Annotated in this window: 12 protein-coding genes; 7 read left to right on the top strand and 5 right to left on the bottom strand. The window is 62.3% G+C overall.

Annotated elements, in window-relative coordinates:
• Positions 1-22 precede the first annotated feature (22 nt).
• On the bottom strand, positions 23-517 hold the full coding sequence (locus tag DWB85_RS06040; RefSeq protein WP_117953317.1) for a helix-turn-helix transcriptional regulator: 495 nt from the start codon (positions 515-517) through the stop codon (positions 23-25).
• A gap of 132 nt (positions 518-649) precedes the next feature.
• On the opposite strand from DWB85_RS06040, the gene DWB85_RS06035 reads away from it, so the two are divergent.
• The 5 genes from DWB85_RS06035 to DWB85_RS06015 all read left to right on the top strand — a co-directional run bounded on the left by DWB85_RS06035 (position 650) and on the right by DWB85_RS06015 (position 8017).
• Positions 650-1834, top strand: a complete 1185-nt coding sequence (locus DWB85_RS06035) for a coiled-coil domain-containing protein (protein WP_117953316.1) — start codon at positions 650-652, stop codon at positions 1832-1834.
• Positions 1831-2847, top strand: coding sequence for an efflux RND transporter periplasmic adaptor subunit (locus DWB85_RS06030; protein ID WP_117953315.1), 1017 nt, complete (start codon positions 1831-1833; stop codon positions 2845-2847). The genes DWB85_RS06035 and DWB85_RS06030 overlap by 4 nt, the downstream gene beginning before the upstream one ends.
• On the top strand, positions 2847-5912 hold the full coding sequence (locus DWB85_RS06025; protein ID WP_117953314.1) for an efflux RND transporter permease subunit: 3066 nt from the start codon (positions 2847-2849) through the stop codon (positions 5910-5912). The genes DWB85_RS06030 and DWB85_RS06025 overlap by 1 nt, the downstream gene beginning before the upstream one ends.
• Positions 5909-6229 carry a DUF3240 family protein gene (locus DWB85_RS19510; protein WP_162846031.1) on the top strand — a complete coding sequence of 107 codons (321 nt, stop codon included), beginning with the start codon at positions 5909-5911 and terminating at the stop codon, positions 6227-6229. Before DWB85_RS06025 ends, DWB85_RS19510 begins: the two co-directional genes overlap by 4 nt.
• A 93-nt stretch (positions 6230-6322) precedes the next feature.
• The gene (locus tag DWB85_RS06015; RefSeq protein ID WP_162846030.1) at positions 6323-8017 is read left to right on the top strand and encodes a tetratricopeptide repeat protein; all 1695 of its coding nucleotides are present in this window, start codon (positions 6323-6325) and stop codon (positions 8015-8017) included.
• 17 nt (positions 8018-8034) lie between these two features.
• Here the strand turns inward: DWB85_RS06015 and paaN are convergent, their stop codons facing one another.
• The 4 genes from paaN to DWB85_RS05995 all read right to left on the bottom strand — a co-directional run bounded on the left by paaN (position 8035) and on the right by DWB85_RS05995 (position 14744).
• Positions 8035-9705, bottom strand: a complete 1671-nt coding sequence (paaN, locus tag DWB85_RS06010; protein WP_117953311.1) for a phenylacetic acid degradation protein PaaN — start codon at positions 9703-9705, stop codon at positions 8035-8037.
• A gap of 83 nt (positions 9706-9788) precedes the next feature.
• Entirely contained in the window at positions 9789-10736 is a 948-nt protein-coding gene (locus DWB85_RS06005) for a winged helix-turn-helix transcriptional regulator (protein WP_117953310.1), read from the bottom strand.
• A 91-nt stretch (positions 10737-10827) separates the two neighbouring features.
• A complete protein-coding gene (locus DWB85_RS06000) occupies positions 10828-13146 on the bottom strand; it encodes a TonB-dependent receptor (RefSeq protein WP_117953309.1) in 2319 nt (772 codons plus the stop codon).
• 74 nt (positions 13147-13220) lie between these two features.
• Positions 13221-14744, bottom strand: a complete 1524-nt coding sequence (locus DWB85_RS05995; protein WP_117953497.1) for a carotenoid oxygenase family protein — start codon at positions 14742-14744, stop codon at positions 13221-13223.
• A 154-nt stretch (positions 14745-14898) separates the two neighbouring features.
• On the opposite strand from DWB85_RS05995, the gene DWB85_RS05990 reads away from it, so the two are divergent.
• Both DWB85_RS05990 and DWB85_RS05985 read left to right on the top strand, forming a co-directional pair.
• Positions 14899-15696, top strand: a complete 798-nt coding sequence (locus tag DWB85_RS05990; protein WP_117953308.1) for a DUF1295 domain-containing protein — start codon at positions 14899-14901, stop codon at positions 15694-15696.
• Between the two features lie 23 nt (positions 15697-15719).
• On the top strand, positions 15720-16646 hold the full coding sequence (locus tag DWB85_RS05985) for an NAD(P)H-dependent flavin oxidoreductase (RefSeq protein ID WP_117953307.1): 927 nt from the start codon (positions 15720-15722) through the stop codon (positions 16644-16646).
• The last annotated feature ends 2 nt before the right edge of the window (positions 16647-16648 follow it).

Genomic DNA, 16648 nt, shown 5'->3' with positions numbered 1-16648 from the left:
GGAGCACACAATGCCAATAATATTACTCGGCCAGGAAGTCCTCCAGGAACCAGGCGGAAAACGCGTGGCGCCCTTCCAGCCCGGACTTGGCATAGATGGCCGATGCCTGCTGGCGAACGGTCTTCTCCCGGGTGTCGCGCAACACCGCAATCTCTTTGAAGCTGAGCCCCTTGAGCAGCAGCATGGCCACCTGTTGTTCACTCCTGGTCAGCCCCCAATCACTATACTGCTGCTGGATTACGGTCGCGTAGTGACTGCGCGCCCGGTGCATCTCGCCAGTCAGGTCCTGCACCTGCCGGTCGGCGCGCGCAAGGTCCGCGGCGAGTGAACCCAGTTCCCTGCTGCGCCGCCGCATCTCCACCAGCAGGTAGAAGAACGTGACTCCCGAGGCAATGACAATCATTGACTCCTCGATGATATGCCAGGGGGGGACACCCAGGGTGATATCGGTGGCCACATCCAGGGAGTTCAGGATCATGATCACCCCCAGCACAACAACAATCAGAATATCCTTCATTTTCTTTTATAAACAGCTAGTTACAGTCTATCGGGCAAGTGTACCACAGGCCTGTTGGGAACATTTGCCCGTTGTAGTACGGGTGCGGAAAAACTACAGTGGCAACAGTTCAGCAACAAAGTATTCCCCGTAATGTACCGAACACCGTGCCAGGTGCTGGCGCTGCTACTCTGCTCGCTTGTGCCCCTGAGCGGCCAGGCCAGCACGTCCGCCAGCGAACTGGGTCTCACTGATGCCGTGTGGGCTGCACTGGAGCGCAACAGCGTGGAAGCCACGCCGGCGCCATTCTCCTCTTCAGCCTGGCTGGCCGCGCTGCCCTCCCTGGAAATCAGCTACCTGCACAGTGAGGAGCGCCTGGGCAGCGACGAGACCGAGCTGGGCCTGAACCTGCCGCTGAAGTCACCCTACCTGCGGGAGCAGGATGCGATACTGCGCAGCCTGGACGAGAAGCTCTCTGCTGCTGATGCCGAACAACGCCGACTCTTTTTCTCCGGCCTGGTACGGGAGGCCGCCTGGTCTGCCCGTATCGCGGAAGTCAGGCTGGCACAGGCAGAACAGCGCAATCAGCTGCTGCAACAACTTCACCAGCGTGAGGAAGCTCTGCTCGAGGCACGTTCCACCAATCGCTACGGCTTGCTGCTGTTGCGCCAGGAACTGGTGGACGCGCAGTTACAGATCGCCGACCAACGTGCTGAGTTACGCCGTTGGCTGCAACAATTCCGTCAGCTGACCGGTCTCGCCAGCCTGCCAGCGGACCTGGAAGAACAGGCCCCGGACCCCTCTGCCGCCTGGCACGGGCATCCAATGCTGCGCCTGCTGGATATCGGCTGGCAGCAGCAACAGGCCCTGATCGCCGCCAGTTCCGAACGCTCGACCCCCTGGAACCTGCGCCTGGGCGCCAAGAAAATAGAAGTCGCGTCCTCGGACGAGACCCAGTATGGGCTTGCGATCGAGATTCCCCTGGGTTTCCTCGACTGGGCTGATGAGGCCAGCCGCAGCGACTGGCGCGAGGCCGCACGCAACTACGGCCGGGAACGTGACCAGTTACAAACTGCGCTCGAGCAACGCTGGCAGCGCTTGCAGCTGGATGCCGCGCATCTGCGGGACCGCCAGGCACTTCTGGAGGAGGCCGCCAGCATCAGCGGCGAACTCGAGACACAGGCAGAAGCCCTTGGATCACAGAATGAACTTGGCCGCGAGGTCTGGATCTCGCGGCTGATCGACAGTCTCGAGCGCCAGTCCGCGGCCGCCATCAACCGACTTTATATCGGCCAGAACCTGGCCATGAGCCGCCAGGCGGCGGGGATACCACTATGAGAGTCACTCTTTTACTGGCGCTGCTGGCCTGGACCTTACCGACGCTGGCCCAGAGCGTAGCCACGGCAAGTCTCGGCGCGCTGGAGCTGTCCTACGAACAGGTCAGTGCCGGTGATGGGTTCGCCGGGCTTCCCCTCGCGGCCGAGGTGACCTTTCGTCCGGGCGAAGCGATCAGCCTGGTAACGCTCGCCCGCATCCAGCGAATTAACTACCTGGTCGCCCCTGGCGAAAAAGTGACCCCAGGGCAATTAATTGCCGAGATGTCCGGCCCGGAGATCCACCACTTCCTGACCGAATACGAGGTAGTGGCCGAGCGCTACGAACGGGCCCGCCAACGATTCGACAGGAACCAGAAACTGTATCGCACCCAGGCGATCGACGAGGCCCGCTGGATCGAGATCAGCGACAGCTACTACGCCCTGCAACTGGAGTATGAACACCTGGGCCACTTCCGCGCCCTGTTGCGCCCGCAAGGAGAGGATCACGCGCCAATTTCGCTGGTAGCGCCCGCCGCTGGACGCCTTCAATACACACAGGGCCAGCCCGGTATCGCCCAGGGTGATGAACTGGCGTTGATTCTTCCACCGCAATCCCTGCGGCTGCGGGTAGCGGTACCCATCGCTGGCCGCCACGGCCTGGCCCGGCTGCATCACGGCGCCTGCGAATTGCCCGTGGAGAGCATCAGCAAAATCGCCGACGGATTTTTCCTGTGGGCCTGGAGCGCTCCCCTGGAAGCAGACTGTGAGCTGCTGCCCGGCGAGCAGCTTATGGTTACGCCCTACTACGCCATCGAGGGCTACGACATTCCGCGCCAGGCCCTGCTGCACTGGAACGACAGGGCCGCAGTCCTGCTGCGCAGGGATGAGCAGCTGCAACTGGTGCCAGTGGAGGTGCTGGGCAGCACACCGGCAGGGTACTATGTGCAGAGCGAGAGCGCGCTCGCCGGAAATGAAATTCTGATCACGTCGGTGAGTGCCGTCCAGGGTATACTGCTGGGACTGGGGGGCGAATAGTGCTCGACGCGATTATTCGGTTTTCTCTCACCCAGCGGGTTTTTGTTATTTTGCTGGCGGTGCTACTGGTTATTCTGGGTGCCCGCGCCTGGCTCAAGATCCCGATCGACGCCTTCCCCGATATCTCCCCCACCCAGGTAAAAATCATCCTCAAGGCGCCCGGCATGACGCCCGAAGAGATCGAACAGCAGGTCACCCGGCCTATCGAGACCGAGCTGCTGGGCATTCCCAACCAGCAAATGCTGCGTTCCACCACCAAGTATGCCATTACCGACATCACCCTGGACTTTGTCGACGGCACGGACATTTACTGGGCCCGGCAGCAGGTCAGTGAGCGCCTGGCCAATCTGTGGGACAGCCTGCCGGCGGAGCTGGACGGGGGCATCGCACCGATGAGCACACCGCTGAGCGAGATGCTCATGTTTACCCTGGAGAACCCGGCTCTCAGCCTGATGCAGCGCCGCGAGTTACTGGACTGGGAGGTGCGCCCGGCGCTGCGCGCGGTACCCGGGGTGGCTGATGTCAACGTGCTGGGCGGCTATGCCCGAACCTTCCAGATCACACCGCGTCCGGGACAAATGGCGGCTATAGGGATCGGGGTCGTCGAGCTGGAGGCCCTGCTGCAGGCCAACAACCTGAACAGCGGAGCAGGCCGCATCGTCGAGGGCAACGACACCTTGATCGTGCGCACGGAGGGCCGCCTCGACTCGATCGAATCCATTGGCGCGCTGGTGGTGGCTTCCCGAGACGGCATCGATTATCGCCTGGCGGACGTGGCCGAGGTAGGAATTGGCCATCTCGCCCGCTATGGCGCCGTGACCCGCAACAGCAAGGAGACGGCTGAGGCACTGGTCATTGCCCTCAAGGACAGCAATACCGCGCAGGTCGTCGCGGGCGTAAAAGCAAAGCTGGCAGAACTCGAGCCGACCCTGCCTCCCGGAACAGAACTGAATGTGTTCTATGATCGCTCCGTGCTGATAGCCACCGCGGTGGGCACCATTACCATCGCATTGCTGCAGGCGGTAGTACTGGTAATCGCCCTGCTCACCCTGTTCCTGGGGGACCTGCGCGCATCCCTGGTGGTGTCCCTGGCGCTGCCATTATCAGCACTGGCCACCTTCCTGTGGATGTCCGGTTTTGGTCTCTCCGCCAACCTGATGAGCCTGGGTGGCCTGGTGATCGCCATTGGCATGCTGGTGGATGCATCGGTGGTGGTGGTGGAGAATGTCGCCACACGGCTGGCGGACAAGCCGGGCCTGCCGCGCCTGCACCTGATCTACCGCGCCGCGAAGGACGTAGCCCCGCCGGTTGTTTCCGGCACGCTGATTGTCATTATCGTGTTCTCTCCCCTGCTGACCATGACCGGCCTGGAAGGCAAGCTGTTTACCCCGGTGGCGCTCACCATCGTGTTCGCCATGCTCTCCGCCCTCGCCCTGTCCCTGACAGTAATTCCGGTGCTGGCCTCGGTGCTCCTGGCTGCCGGCAGCGACAAAACACCGCGCTTTGTCCGCTATCTGCAGGGCGCCTACCACAATTCATTGCAGGTGGTACTGGATCGCCCCGCACCGCTGCTTGGCAGCCTGGTGCTGATGTTGCTCGCCAGCGCCAGCCTGTTCGCCTTTACTGGCAAGACCTTCATGCCAACCCTGGATGAAGGGGACATCATTGTGCAGCTGGAAAAGTCGCCCAGCATTTCCCTGGGGGCATCCGTCGCCCTGGACCGGCAGATCGAAACAGCACTGCTGCAGAGCATCCCCGAGATTCGTCAAATCGTCGCCCGTACCGGCTCGGACGAATTGGGACTGGATCCAATGGGACTGAACGAAACCGATATCTTCATGGAATTGCACCACAGCGCCGACTGGCAGGTCAGCTCCAAGGAGGAACTCATCTCACGCATGCGCGCGGTACTGGAACAATTCCCCGGCATCAACTTTGGCTTTACCCAACCTATCCAGATGCGCGTGTCAGAAATGCTCACGGGCTCCAGCGGTGACCTGGCCATAAAGATTTTCGGCAATGACATGAGCACGCTGGCTGAACTAACCGGCAAGGTGCAGAACGTACTCCAGGACACCCCCGGCGCAATCGATATCCAGGCGGCGGTTATCGAGGGAGGACAGTTTCTCAATATTCGCCTTAAACAGCAGTTCGCGACTCACCACGGTATGACTGTCGCCAATCTCGGCCGCCAGGTGCGAGCCCAGCTGGAGGGCACGGTGACCTCGGAAATCATTGAGGGCAAACGCCGGTTTCCGCTGCTGATTGCCAACCGCGGGACACCCGTGGATCCGGCGAGCAGCATCGCCGCGCTGAAACAGCAACCCATCAGCCTGCCCGATGGCGCGGTTGCCCCGCTGGGCGCTATCGCCGATATCAGCTTCCGGGAGGGCCCGCTGCTGATCGAACGGGAAAGAGGTAATCGCTTTGGCGTGATAACCAGCAACGTTACCGGGCGCGATATTGTCGGTCTGGTGGAGGAACTGCAGACGCGCATTGATGAGAAGATCAAACTGCCCACGGGATACGCTATTGAGTTCGGTGGCGAGTTCGAGAACCAGGCGCGGGCCACACGTAACCTGTTACTGGTGGTTCCTGCCGCGCTGTTGCTGATCCTGGTTATCCTGTTCGGTACATTTCGTTCCATGCCGCTTGCCGGGCTGATCCTGGCCAACGTTCCCTTTGCCATGATGGGCGGCATCGGCGCCCTGTTCGCCAGCGGCGAGTACCTGTCGGTGCCCGCGTCTGTCGGTTTCATTGCCCTGCTCGGTGTGGCAGTGCTCAATGGTGTAGTCATGGTGAGTCACTTCGAGCAATCGCGTTCGGTGATTCCCGACCACATGGACCGCGTATGCGGCGGCGCGGTCAAGCGCCTGAGACCGGTTCTGATGACGGCGACCACCGCCATGTTTGGCCTGTTGCCGCTGATTTTCGCCAGTGGACCCGGGGCGGAGACGCAGCGCCCGCTGGCTATTGTTGTCACCGGAGGGTTACTCACTTCCACCCTGACCACGCTATATGCCCTGCCGGTAGTCTATCTGTGGCTGCAAAGGAGGAACGGTTGAATATTCAAATTCTGGTTGCTGTAATTCCCGAAAATCTTCGCGATGATGTGGTCGACGCCCTGATAGAGATGCCCCAGATCAGCGGTTTTGGTATGCAGGTTATCGAGGGCTACAGCCGCGAGCACAGCCAGTACGACCTGCGCGAACAGGTTGCCGGACACCGCCGCATGTATCGACTGGAGGTAATGCATACCCAGGCGCAGGAAGCTGAATTACTGGACGCGCTGCAAAGCAGCTGCACGGCCAATCCGGTCCGCTACTGGATTACCCCGGTGCTGGGCTGGGGACACCTGCCCGGTCAGCGCCACGACCGGTAAGCGATGCCGCCATCCGCTGCCACCGACCGTCGCAAGCAGGTCATTTTGCCCCAGGTAGTGCTATAGTCAGCCCAGCAACGGATGGAATACTCTATGGCATCCTTTTTCACTGAGCTCAAGCGTCGCCACGTTTTCAGGGTGGCCGCGACTTATGTGGTAACAGCCTGGGTTGTGGCCCAGGCCGCGGAATTCCTGCTGGAGAATTTCACCGCACCGCACTGGATTCTGCAGGCGCTGGTCATTGTGCTCATCCTGGGCTTCCCCATTGCCGTCGTGCTGGCCTGGGCATTCGAACTGACCCCCGAGGGCGTGCAGCGCGACAGCGCCGACGAGGAACCACCGCTGCCCCAGCTCACCGCTATTGCCGCCGGACTGCCGGTAGAGTCTCCCGGCCCGTCGATCGCGGTCCTGCCCTTCGCCGATATGTCGCCGGACCATGACCAGGAATATTTTTCCGACGGCCTGACCGAGGAGTTGCTCAACCTGCTGGCCAAGGTGCCGGGGCTGCACGTGGCCTCACGCACATCTGCCTTTTCCTTCAAGGGCAAGCAGGAGGATATTCGCGACATCGCGGACAAGCTGCGTGTCAGGCATGTACTTGAGGGCAGCGTGCGCAAAGCCGGTGACCAGCTGCGCATTACCGTCCAGCTGATAAAGGCGCAGGACGGCTATCACCTGTGGTCGGAAAACTACAATCGCCCGATGGCGAATATTTTTACGATCCAGGATGAAATCGCCAGGGCGGTGGTGGAGTCCCTCAAGCCACAGCTGCTGGACGAAACCCCGGTAGCCCGGGAGACCAGTTCCGAGGCCTATAACCTCTACCTGCAGGCGCTGCACTGCAAGCGCCAGCGCACTCCTGACTCGCTCGACGAGGCCGTGCACTACCTGGAGCGCGCAGTGGACATCGATCCTGACTACGCGCCCGCGTGGGCACTGCTGTCCTCGGTGTACGCGCTGCGCGGCGGTTCGGCCCAGTCCGGCTGGGAGGAAGGCGTTGCCGCCAGCCGCAGGGCGCTTGAGCGCGCGCTGGAGCTGGATTCAAATCACGCCGTCGGCTGGATCAGTCGCAGTCAGTTGAAGAGCTATTACGAGTGGGACTGGCCGGGGGCGCATCGGGATCTGGAAAGAGCCAGGACGCTCGCGCCCAACTGCAGCGATGTATACGTGGCTGCAGCGCGCCTGGCGCGCAGCGAGGGTCGCCTGGCGGAGTCGATCGCGTTCTGTGACCGGGCCATTGCCCTCGATCCCCTTGAGCAGGATGCGCGCAGTGACCGGGCCCGCGCGCTCTACTACCTGGGCCGGCTGAATGAATCAGAGGTGGCTTTCAAGGAATTGATGGCCCTCAACCCCAATCACCACAACGCTTTCAGCTTTCTGTGCCGGATACAGGCGGCACGCGGCCAGGTGGACGAGGCCCTGCAGCAGCAGGCCAAAGTCGACACCCCGTTCTGGACCGACTTCAACTGGCTGTTGATTGCCTACAACCACCGCCGCAGCGAAGAATGCGAGGCCAAACTGGCCACTTTCATTGCGGCGAATGGCGAAGGCGGCGCGTTCCAGATCGCCGAGATCTTTGCCGCCGCCGGGGAAGCTGATGCCGCATTCGAGTGGCTGGATGCCTCGGTGAAAACGCGCGACCCCGGACTCACGGACGAACTGTTATCAACGGAAACGCTGCGCGGCCTGCACAAAGACGCCCGCTGGGAGCCGCTGGTAGAGAAGCTGGGTTTGCTGGAGGCTTACCGGGGCATGCCCGCCATGGATTCCTGGCCGGGTAAGGACTGACCGCGCAGCCGCCTCCATCAGCTGCGCATAAACTTGCTCTGCAGGATACGGAAGCGCGCGCTCACGAAGGCCAGGTCAGCCAGGCAGGCATTGCCGGCCGGGTTGAGGCCGGTGACGTGATAGTCGGAATAGGCGGCGGCGAAGTTGATCGGCATGCCATGCAGGTTGACCGCCACCGAGGCACCGGCGGCATGGTAGGCCTCTACCGCCCTGTCGATAAAGGCCTCGTCGGTGGAGTAAACGTGGGAGGTAATGGCGCCGCAGTCCCTGGCGTTGGCGGTGGCATCGGCCAGGCACTGGTCGGCCGAGTCGTTGGCGATGACGAAGGAAACCGGGCCAAACACTTCTTTGCGGTAGAGTTCACGATCCTCCGCCGTGGCCGCAATCACCAGCGGCGAAGCGGTACGCGCAGCGGGAAACTCCTCATAGTACAGCGGACCGGAGTCCCTGAGGATACGGTCGCCCGCCAGTTGCCGGTAGCGGTTCACGTTCTCGGTGACGGAGGGATCAAACAGGGTGCCGCAAAGCGTGGCCGCCCGCCGGGGCTCCGCCAGCCAGCCATCCACCGCCTCGCAAATCGCAGTCTGCACGGTCGCCAGCGGCACCCGCTCACCCGCCACCAGCACGCCCTCAGCGGGCAGGTGAATGTTCTGCACACTGGTACACATTTGCGCCGAGGCCTGGCACAGGGACTGGGCGATCGCCCGGGCAGTAGCCGCCAGGTCATCGGTCGACTCCAGTATCACCGAATTGCAGCCGGCGGTTTCGGTGTACACCTGCTTGCCGGGGCAGTTCTGTTCCAGGTAGCTGCCAAAACGGGGACTGCCGGTGAAATCGATAATCGCGGTATCCGGATGCTCCACCAGTTGCAGGGCGACCGGATTGTCCCGGGTGTCAGCCGCCATGGTCACCAGGTTCGGGTCGAAACCCGCCTCCGCCAGTACTTCCCGACAGACCCGCGCCACCATCGCCACCGGCAGGGTTGCCGCCGGATGCGGTTTCAGGATGACCGGGTTACCCGTTGCCAGCGAGGCGCACAGGGCCGGGTAGGTATTCCACAGGGGGAAGGTAGCGCAGCAAATGACCACGGAAACTCCCCGCGGTACCAGGCGGTAGCGCTTGTCGAGGCAGGCCGCGCCATCGCCGCCAAAGCTGCGCTCCCAGCGCGCGGTGGCCGGTACATCGGCCATCGCCTTGTGGGCATAGGCCAGGGCTTCCAGGCCCCGGTCCAGGGCATTGGCGCCGCTGCCGGCAAAGGCCATCACGTAGGACTGCCCGGAGGTGTGCATGGTGGCGTGGGCATTGGCAAACAACTGTTCGCCGCAACGCTGCAGGATTTCCAGGCACACACCGACCCGCTGCTCGGGGCTGGCCGCGCTCCACGCCGGCCGGCCGGCCGCTATGGCGGGAAACAGCGCCGCGGGATCGAGCTGCTCATAGCGCACCCCCAGCGCCTGCCCGGTGTAGGGCGACACCTCCTCGCCAACCCAGGCGTTGACGCCGGGCTGGGACAGGGCAAAGCGCTTGTCCAGCATGGCCTCGAACCCGGCGCGACCGGCGGCGGGCTTGTCCTCGCCGTGAATCCGGGTGCTGGGGCTTTCCGGCCAACCGCTCCAGGAATAGCGTTTGGCGCAGGCATCGAGGGCTTTATCGAGGAGGGGGCGGTGTTTGCAGAACCAGTCATTCATCGGGCTGTGATCCATTGAATCGCGGGAACAACACCATGCCACAGCATGGTCTTTTTATGCAAGCATTCGGCCCTGTCGGCGGATCAGGAGCCTGTCGATGACAGCTGGCCCAGACTGCGGATGGTGAAATCCACATCATTGGGGCGTATTTCCTCGCCACACTGATCGCATAACACCAGTCCCTGCAGCGCTTGCTCGCAGGGTTTGTGGGTTAAATCCATGGGCGGCCCGGCGCCGGTGGGGTCGCACCAGCGATCTCCCCACTGCAACAGGGTCAGGAACCAGGGAAACAGGTCCCAGCCCTTGTCGGTCAGGTGATATTCATGCCGCAGCGGGCGCTGCTGGTAGGGGCGCGTCTCAAAAATACCCTGGGCAACCAGGAAGCGCATGCGATCGGCAAGAATATTGGTCGCCACCGGCAACTCGCGATGGAACTCGTCAAAGCGATGCAGCTCGTGAAAGGCCAGCGCGATCACGTTGGCGGTCCAGCGGTCGCCCACCAGGTCCACCAGGTTGCGGTACACCTGGCGCTTGCTGGGCACATCGTCCACCGACACCGAGGAACGCCGGCGTACTTTCTTGTCGCGAACGTCGCGGCGGGCACCGGGTCCGGGGCGGTAACCGACCTCGCGGCCATCCACCGGCTCACGACAGGCGCTACAGGCCATCAACGGTACGAAGGATTTGCCGCAGTTCCGGTGCAGCAGCTGCACGGCCTGGATTTCCGGTGTGTCGAAGTAACGGTCCTCCCAGACAACGGCCATCAAGGCATTGTGGTAGAGGTCTACCGACTTGCGCGTCAGGTGATAGCTGGGATGGCGCGCGCCGCCCCGCCGCCGCAGGCAGTCATGGTCCTGCAACCACTTGAGGCGGTTGGACAGCACGCCGCGGGAAATCCCCGTTTCCTGCAGAAGGCCGCCGAAGGAGTTAATCCCCCAGAACACCTCCTGCAGTATCAACAGGCACCACTTGTCCCCTATCTGATCCAGCGCCCGGTTAATGGAGCTGGCGCGCGTCGTCAGTTCAGTCATACCACCACCCGGCTCAAGCTGGTGGCTGGTGCGGTCAAGGCCGGCAGCTTGTTCATGCCGGGCGACAGGGGACTCATGGTGGGCAGCATCCTCAGAAGTTCTTGGTCAATGTCACGCCGTAGGTACGGGGCGCCTTGTAGAACTCCGAGGTCACGCCGGTGGGGTCGACAATCTGGTTGGACAACACCAGTTCATCGGTCAGGTTCTTGCCCCACACATCCACCGTCAGGCTGGCGTCTTCACTGGCCCAACTGATGCTGGCATCGAGCAGGCCTTCCGCCTGCTGCTTCTCCACGTCGCGGTTCTGCGGCCCGAGGAAGTAATCGTCCTTCCAGCTGTAGGTGACACCGAAGTCCAGGGTCGAACCGCCTTGCATCGGCCAGCGGTAATTACCGCTGATGGTATAGGCCTGCTCCGGGGCAAAGGCGAGATAATTGCCGGACAGGTCGACTCCATTGGAGTTGATGAACTCGTCGTAACTGGCGTCGTTCCAGTTATAGCTGGCACTGATGCTCAGGTTTTCCGTGGGCAGGATATCGAAAGAGGCCTCTACCCCCTCCGAGGTCGCCTGGGCATTGAGCAGGGTCAGCAGGAACAGGCTGTTGAGTTCAAATACCTGCAGGTCTTCGTAGTCCATATCGAAGTAGGACAGGTTGAACTGCATGCGCTTGTCCCACCAGGTCGACTTCATGCCCACTTCCCGGTTTTTGACGAACTCAGGTTCTACCGGCTGCGCCGCGGTAGAGGGCAGGTTGGTCTGCGACTGGAAGGCACCACTCTTGTAGCCTTCCGAGTAGGTGGCGTAGAGCATCATGCCATCCCAGGGGTGCCATGCCAGCGACAGCTTCTGGGTAACCTTGGACCAGGAGTCGCTGGCCGAGACCGGCGCCGGAAACTCGGGCAGGATCAACGGTACGCCGGAGGGCGTGGTGTCCAGCAGATCGATGGCATTCTGGGTAATGTCTTTTTCATCTTCCGCCCAGCGCACGCCATAGGTCAGGGTAAACTGCTCGCTGATATGCCAGTCGGCCTGGCCATAGACCGCGACACTCTCCGTGGTGTTGTCCTGGGTGAACAGCACATCACCTGTGCCCGCCAGGCCGAGCCCCTGCAGCAGGGTGCTGTACTGGGTATAGAACTCTTCGTCGCGCTCCACGTCTTCTTTCATATAGAACGCACCCAGCAACCAGTTGAAGCGCTCGGTGCTGCCGGCCAGGCGGAATTCCTGCGACCACTGGGACGCTTCCTCATCGGAGGCATCGATGACGTTTTCCGGGCCGGTGAATGAGCCTGGAGGCAGGGGAACCCCCGGGGGTGAGGGTGCATCCAGGTCGATCAGCGGCAAGCCGGTGAGGTCATCCAGGATGTTGTAATCGCTGAAACGCCAGGCGGTGATAGAGGTCAGGGTGGCGAAGCTCATATCGTATTCGAAACGCGCCATCAGGCCGCCGCTCTCCCGCTCCTGGGTGGTATCGAACTGTGACGCACAGTTGCGCTCATCGGACTTGTAGCGGTCGGACATCGCCCCTTCCCAGAAGGGGCCCAGGCCGGCAATGGCATTGTCCAGGTTTTGAATGTGACGGCAGCTGCCGTTGGTCTCGGTATCGGCATAGTCAGCGCCCAGCAGCAATTCCGCGCTGTCGCCGATATCAAACAAAACCTGGCCGCGCACGCTCCAGCTCTCCACATCGCCCATGTCATCGCCGCTGTTGGCGGCGCCGATGCTCTTGCGGATCAGGGGGCTCTGGGAAAAATCACCCATGCTGGCAATCTCGTCGGCGGTGATCACGTTCTTGCCAAAACCGTCGCGCTCGCGCCAGGAGAACACCAGCTTGCCCGCCGTGTTGTCACCCAGCCCGCCGCTTGCCAGTCCCTGCAGGTGCAGGAGACCGTCGCTGCCTATCGAGCCGCGCACCCGCATTTCGCTCTCCTGCGAAGGGCGGCTGGTGACGATATTGACGGCGCCACCGTTGGTGTTCTTGCCGTACAGCGTGCCCTGGGGCCCGCGCAGGATTTCTATCCGCTCGAGGTCGAACAGGTCGAAGCCGATGCCGCCGGTGCGGCCTATATAGACCTCGTCGAGGAATACCCCGACCGCCGGGTCGGAGGCTGCCGAGTCGGAGCTGTTGCCGATGCCGCGGATATAAATGCGGGGTTCGCCCACGTTGAACTGATTAAAGGTCAAACCCGGGGTGCGGTAGGCGATGTCGTTCAGGCCCTCGACCTTACCGACCTCGATATTACTGCCGTCCAGGGAGGCCACGGACAGGGGCACGTCCTGGATACTCTGGCTGCGCTTTTCCGCGGTGACAATGACTTCTTCCAACTGCGGCTGCGCCTGCGCGGCCTGGCTAACGGCCAGGGCCAGCGGCAACACTGCGAGTGCGGGGAAATGGTTTTGTTTTTTCATTATTTGAGCCTCAAATTAACTAGTGTAAAACACGGCAGTTTGCAGTTTTGCGCCGGGGTTCCGGCGCACTTTCTTCAGCCACCGGGGTAAAGTTCTTCGCCTCGCGCCCAGGTGGCATGAAATCCGTAGGGAACCCGCTGCGGCATACGCACGCGCGCTACCGGGCCCTGCTCTATATCGGTGGCATCGAATACCAGGCAGTGCGACTGCCAGGTATTGCTGTCCGTGACCAGGGTGATGACGTAGCCGTCGTCTTCCGGGTCCGCGGCGGTGGCTCCGCGACGTGGAGCGTATACCGCCTCACTGCCGAACACCCCGGGGCCGTAGTCCCACTGCCAGCGCCGGCCGGTATCATTGTCGTACTTGACCAGACCGGTAAAGCGCAGGGTGTAGCCGCCCTCGTGATGCAGGGGGATGCGCTGGTGGTAAGCATAGCGGCTCTTGATGCCCATGTAGAGCGGATTCGTCTTGTTGAACTCGGTATTGAGGTCGTCGATGTCGCCCTCGCGAACCTCGCCGGTGCGCAGGTTGAAGGCCCAGCGATAGTTGTTGGCCTCCAGGCGCATATAGGCCAGCATCGAGGCCAGCTCTCCCTCGCCGGGCTGGGCGCCGGGCATTGGGTTGGTGGAACGGCAGCCATCCATAATCAGCCACTCGCCCTCTTCCCAGCAGTTGCTGGTATGGAGGATGTAGCCGGGTTCGCACTCGAACCAGCGCACCTCACTGCCCGCCCCGTGGCGTGGAATCACCCCGAAGCGGATAGGCATGTCGCGGTGAAAGGTCAGCACCCGGAAACCGTGCTGGCGCAGCACGTCCATGTCGTGAAAGAACGGCAGGTCGTGGAGGATGGTGTAATTGCGACTGACCCCGATATCGTGGGGCAGGCGCGGACCCGGCAGGTCAATGGCGACCTCGTGCAGCATCCGGCCGCTGGCGTCGGCGATGCCATAGGTCATGTAGGGAGGCTCGTTGCCATAATCGAAGAACAGCAGCTCGCCGGTGTGCGGGTCAACCTTGGAATGGGCAGACATGCGGCGCTTGTCCCGGCCCTGCAATTCAAAGTAGCCCCGGGTGCCCAGGTCGTGGGCGTCCATCCGGTAAGGGTGGCCGGCGTTGTACCACAGGCTCATCAGCGAGCCGTCGTAGAAAAACACGTCAGTATTGGAGGTATCCTTGATACCAAAGGGTGACAACTCGTAATCGAAGGGACCCATGACCCCCGGGGAAATCGAGCGCCCGTCGCGCAACTCGTTGTTGCGGGCCAGGGTGTCGACGTAGCGGTTACGGTAGCGGGCCCGGCCCTCATGAAAGTAGACGCCATGCATCATGCCGTCGCCGTCGAAGGGGTGATAACGGTTTTTCGGCTCAAAGCGCGGATTGGGACCATTGCGGAAATAGGCGCCGCACAAATCCAGGGGCAACTCCCCCTCTACCTGCAGGTCACCCGCATCCATCTCGGTGCTCACGGGCGCGTAGACGCCGTGGAGATAGGGATTGTCGTGACCATATATCCAGGGCTGGGTGTTGTCGAACTCGGTGACACCTCCGATACACTGCTCTACGGAGGGGTACTCGGTGATTTTTGTCAGGGGCTGCATATCGGTCTCTCCCATTGTTGACGGTTTGGCGGCCCGTTGCAAACGGACCTCAGGACGATTGGCCTGAATTTTTTATCTCACACTTGCGTAATAAGACCAAAGCATATAGTCTCTTTGTGAAAGTGACAAGTACAAATATTTACCTGGACCAGCCATGGACTACCCAAGCCTGTTTCTCGCCACCGCTGCACTCGCCCTCGCGGCAGTGCTGCTGCTGTGGCTGGTGAGCATTCCGCTGCGCGATGTGAGCATTATAGACATGGCGTTCGCCGGCATCCTGGCGGCCATCGGCATACTCGCCCTGTACCTGTCCGGGGTGCTTGCGCCGCTGCAGCTGATACTGGCGGCCATGGTATTACTGTGGGCCCTGCGGATGAGCTGGCACCTGCTGCGCCGCAACTGGGGTCACGGCGAGGACCCGCGCTACGCCCACCTGCGCAGCTGGGTGGACAACGACCGGGCCTTTATCTGGCTGAGCCTGCGCCAGGTTTTCCTGCTGCAGGGCGTGGTGATCTGGCTGGTCTCCCTGCCGCTGCAGGTGGGCATGCTGGCGCCGGCTGACACCCCGCCCGGCGCCCTGGCCTGGGCCGGCCTTGCCCTGTGGGCGCTGGGGCTGTGCTGTGAGAGTGTTGCCGACTGGCAGCTGAGCAAATTTCGCGCCGATCCCGCCCGCCGCGGCACGGTGCTGGACAGCGGGCTGTGGCGTTATTCGCGTCACCCCAACTATTTTGGCGAACTCTGCGTGTGGTGGGGCATTTACCTGGTGGCCTGCGAGGCGCCCTGGGGCTTCATTACCATCATCGGCCCCCTGGCCTACAGCCACCTGGTGGTCAATGTGACCGGCCAGCGCACCCTGGACAAGAAGATGGCGCGGGAGAAGCCCGCCTATCGCCAGTATATGGAAACAACCAGCGGGCTGATCCCCCTGCCGCCCCGCCGGCGCGGCGCATAAGTAAACAACCAAGGACAAGACCGATGACACCGACCGCCGACTTCTCCCTGTCGCAGCTGCGTATTCCCGCCTTCCAGGCGCCCATGTTCCTGCAATCAGGGCCCGACATGGTCATCGCCGCCTGCAAGGCGGGCATGGTGGGCAGCTTTCCCGCGCTTAACGCCCGCACTAGCGGGCAACTGGAGGAATGGCTGCAGCGCATTACCGGGGAACTGGACCCGGTGGTTGACGCGCCCTGGGCCATCAACCTGATGATGCATCGTTCCAATGCCCGCCGCGACGAGGACCTGGCGCTGGCGGTCAAATACCGCGCCCCCATCGTGATTTCCGCCCTGGGCAGCCCCCGGGATGCCGTTGAGGCGGTACACGGTTACGGCGGCAGCATTTACGCCGACGTGATTACCGTGTCCTTCGCCCGCAAGGCCATCGCCGCCGGTGTGGACGGGCTGGTGCTGGTGGCTGCCGGCGCCGGCGGTCATACGGGGCAGCTGTCGGGATTTGCCTTCGTTGAGGAGGTGCGCCGTTTCTGGGATGGCCCCATTGTGCTTGGCGGCGGTATTTCTTCCGGTCGCGCGGTGCGCGCAGCAGAAGTGCTCGGGGCCAACTATGCTTACCTCGGCACCCGCTTTATCGCCACCGAGGAGAGCCTGGCCGTGGATGAATACAAGCAGATGCTGCTCGCCGCCGGCGGCGAGGATATTATCTGCTCAGACGCGCTCACCGGGGTGAAAGCCAACTGGTTGCGCGGCAGCCTGGAACAGGCCGGTTACGATCCGCACAACATGCCCCAGGCCGGCGATATCGATATCACCGCTGCTGCCGGCGACAGCAAGCGTTGGCGCGATGTGTGGGCCGCGGGCCAGGGCGCTGGCGCGATTGATGACATCCTGCCGGTTGCCGACCTGGTCGAGCGTCTGGTCAACGAATACAAAGCAGCATTGGAGGCATAACA

The organism is Seongchinamella sediminis (assembly GCF_003457605.1).
Lineage (GTDB): Bacteria > Pseudomonadota > Gammaproteobacteria > Pseudomonadales > Halieaceae > Halioglobus > Halioglobus sediminis.
This window is presented reverse-complemented; position numbering and strand designations above follow the sequence as displayed.

Excerpts from the sequence above, each read along its gene's own strand:
- paaN (WP_117953311.1), bottom strand. The coding sequence starts at position 9,705 with ATGAATGACTGGTTCTGCAAACACCGCCCCCTCCTCGATAAAGCCCTC.
- DWB85_RS05990 (WP_117953308.1), top strand. The coding sequence starts at position 14,899 with ATGGACTACCCAAGCCTGTTTCTCGCCACCGCTGCACTCGCCCTCGCG.
- DWB85_RS05995 (WP_117953497.1), bottom strand. The coding sequence starts at position 14,744 with ATGCAGCCCCTGACAAAAATCACCGAGTACCCCTCCGTAGAGCAGTGT.
- DWB85_RS06035 (WP_117953316.1), top strand. The coding sequence starts at position 650 with ATGTACCGAACACCGTGCCAGGTGCTGGCGCTGCTACTCTGCTCGCTT.
- DWB85_RS05985 (WP_117953307.1), top strand. The coding sequence starts at position 15,720 with ATGACACCGACCGCCGACTTCTCCCTGTCGCAGCTGCGTATTCCCGCC.
- DWB85_RS06000 (WP_117953309.1), bottom strand. The coding sequence starts at position 13,146 with ATGAAAAAACAAAACCATTTCCCCGCACTCGCAGTGTTGCCGCTGGCC.
- DWB85_RS06030 (WP_117953315.1), top strand. The coding sequence starts at position 1,831 with ATGAGAGTCACTCTTTTACTGGCGCTGCTGGCCTGGACCTTACCGACG.
- DWB85_RS06005 (WP_117953310.1), bottom strand. The coding sequence starts at position 10,736 with ATGACTGAACTGACGACGCGCGCCAGCTCCATTAACCGGGCGCTGGAT.
- DWB85_RS06015 (WP_162846030.1), top strand. The coding sequence starts at position 6,323 with ATGGCATCCTTTTTCACTGAGCTCAAGCGTCGCCACGTTTTCAGGGTG.
- DWB85_RS06040 (WP_117953317.1), bottom strand. The coding sequence starts at position 517 with ATGAAGGATATTCTGATTGTTGTTGTGCTGGGGGTGATCATGATCCTG.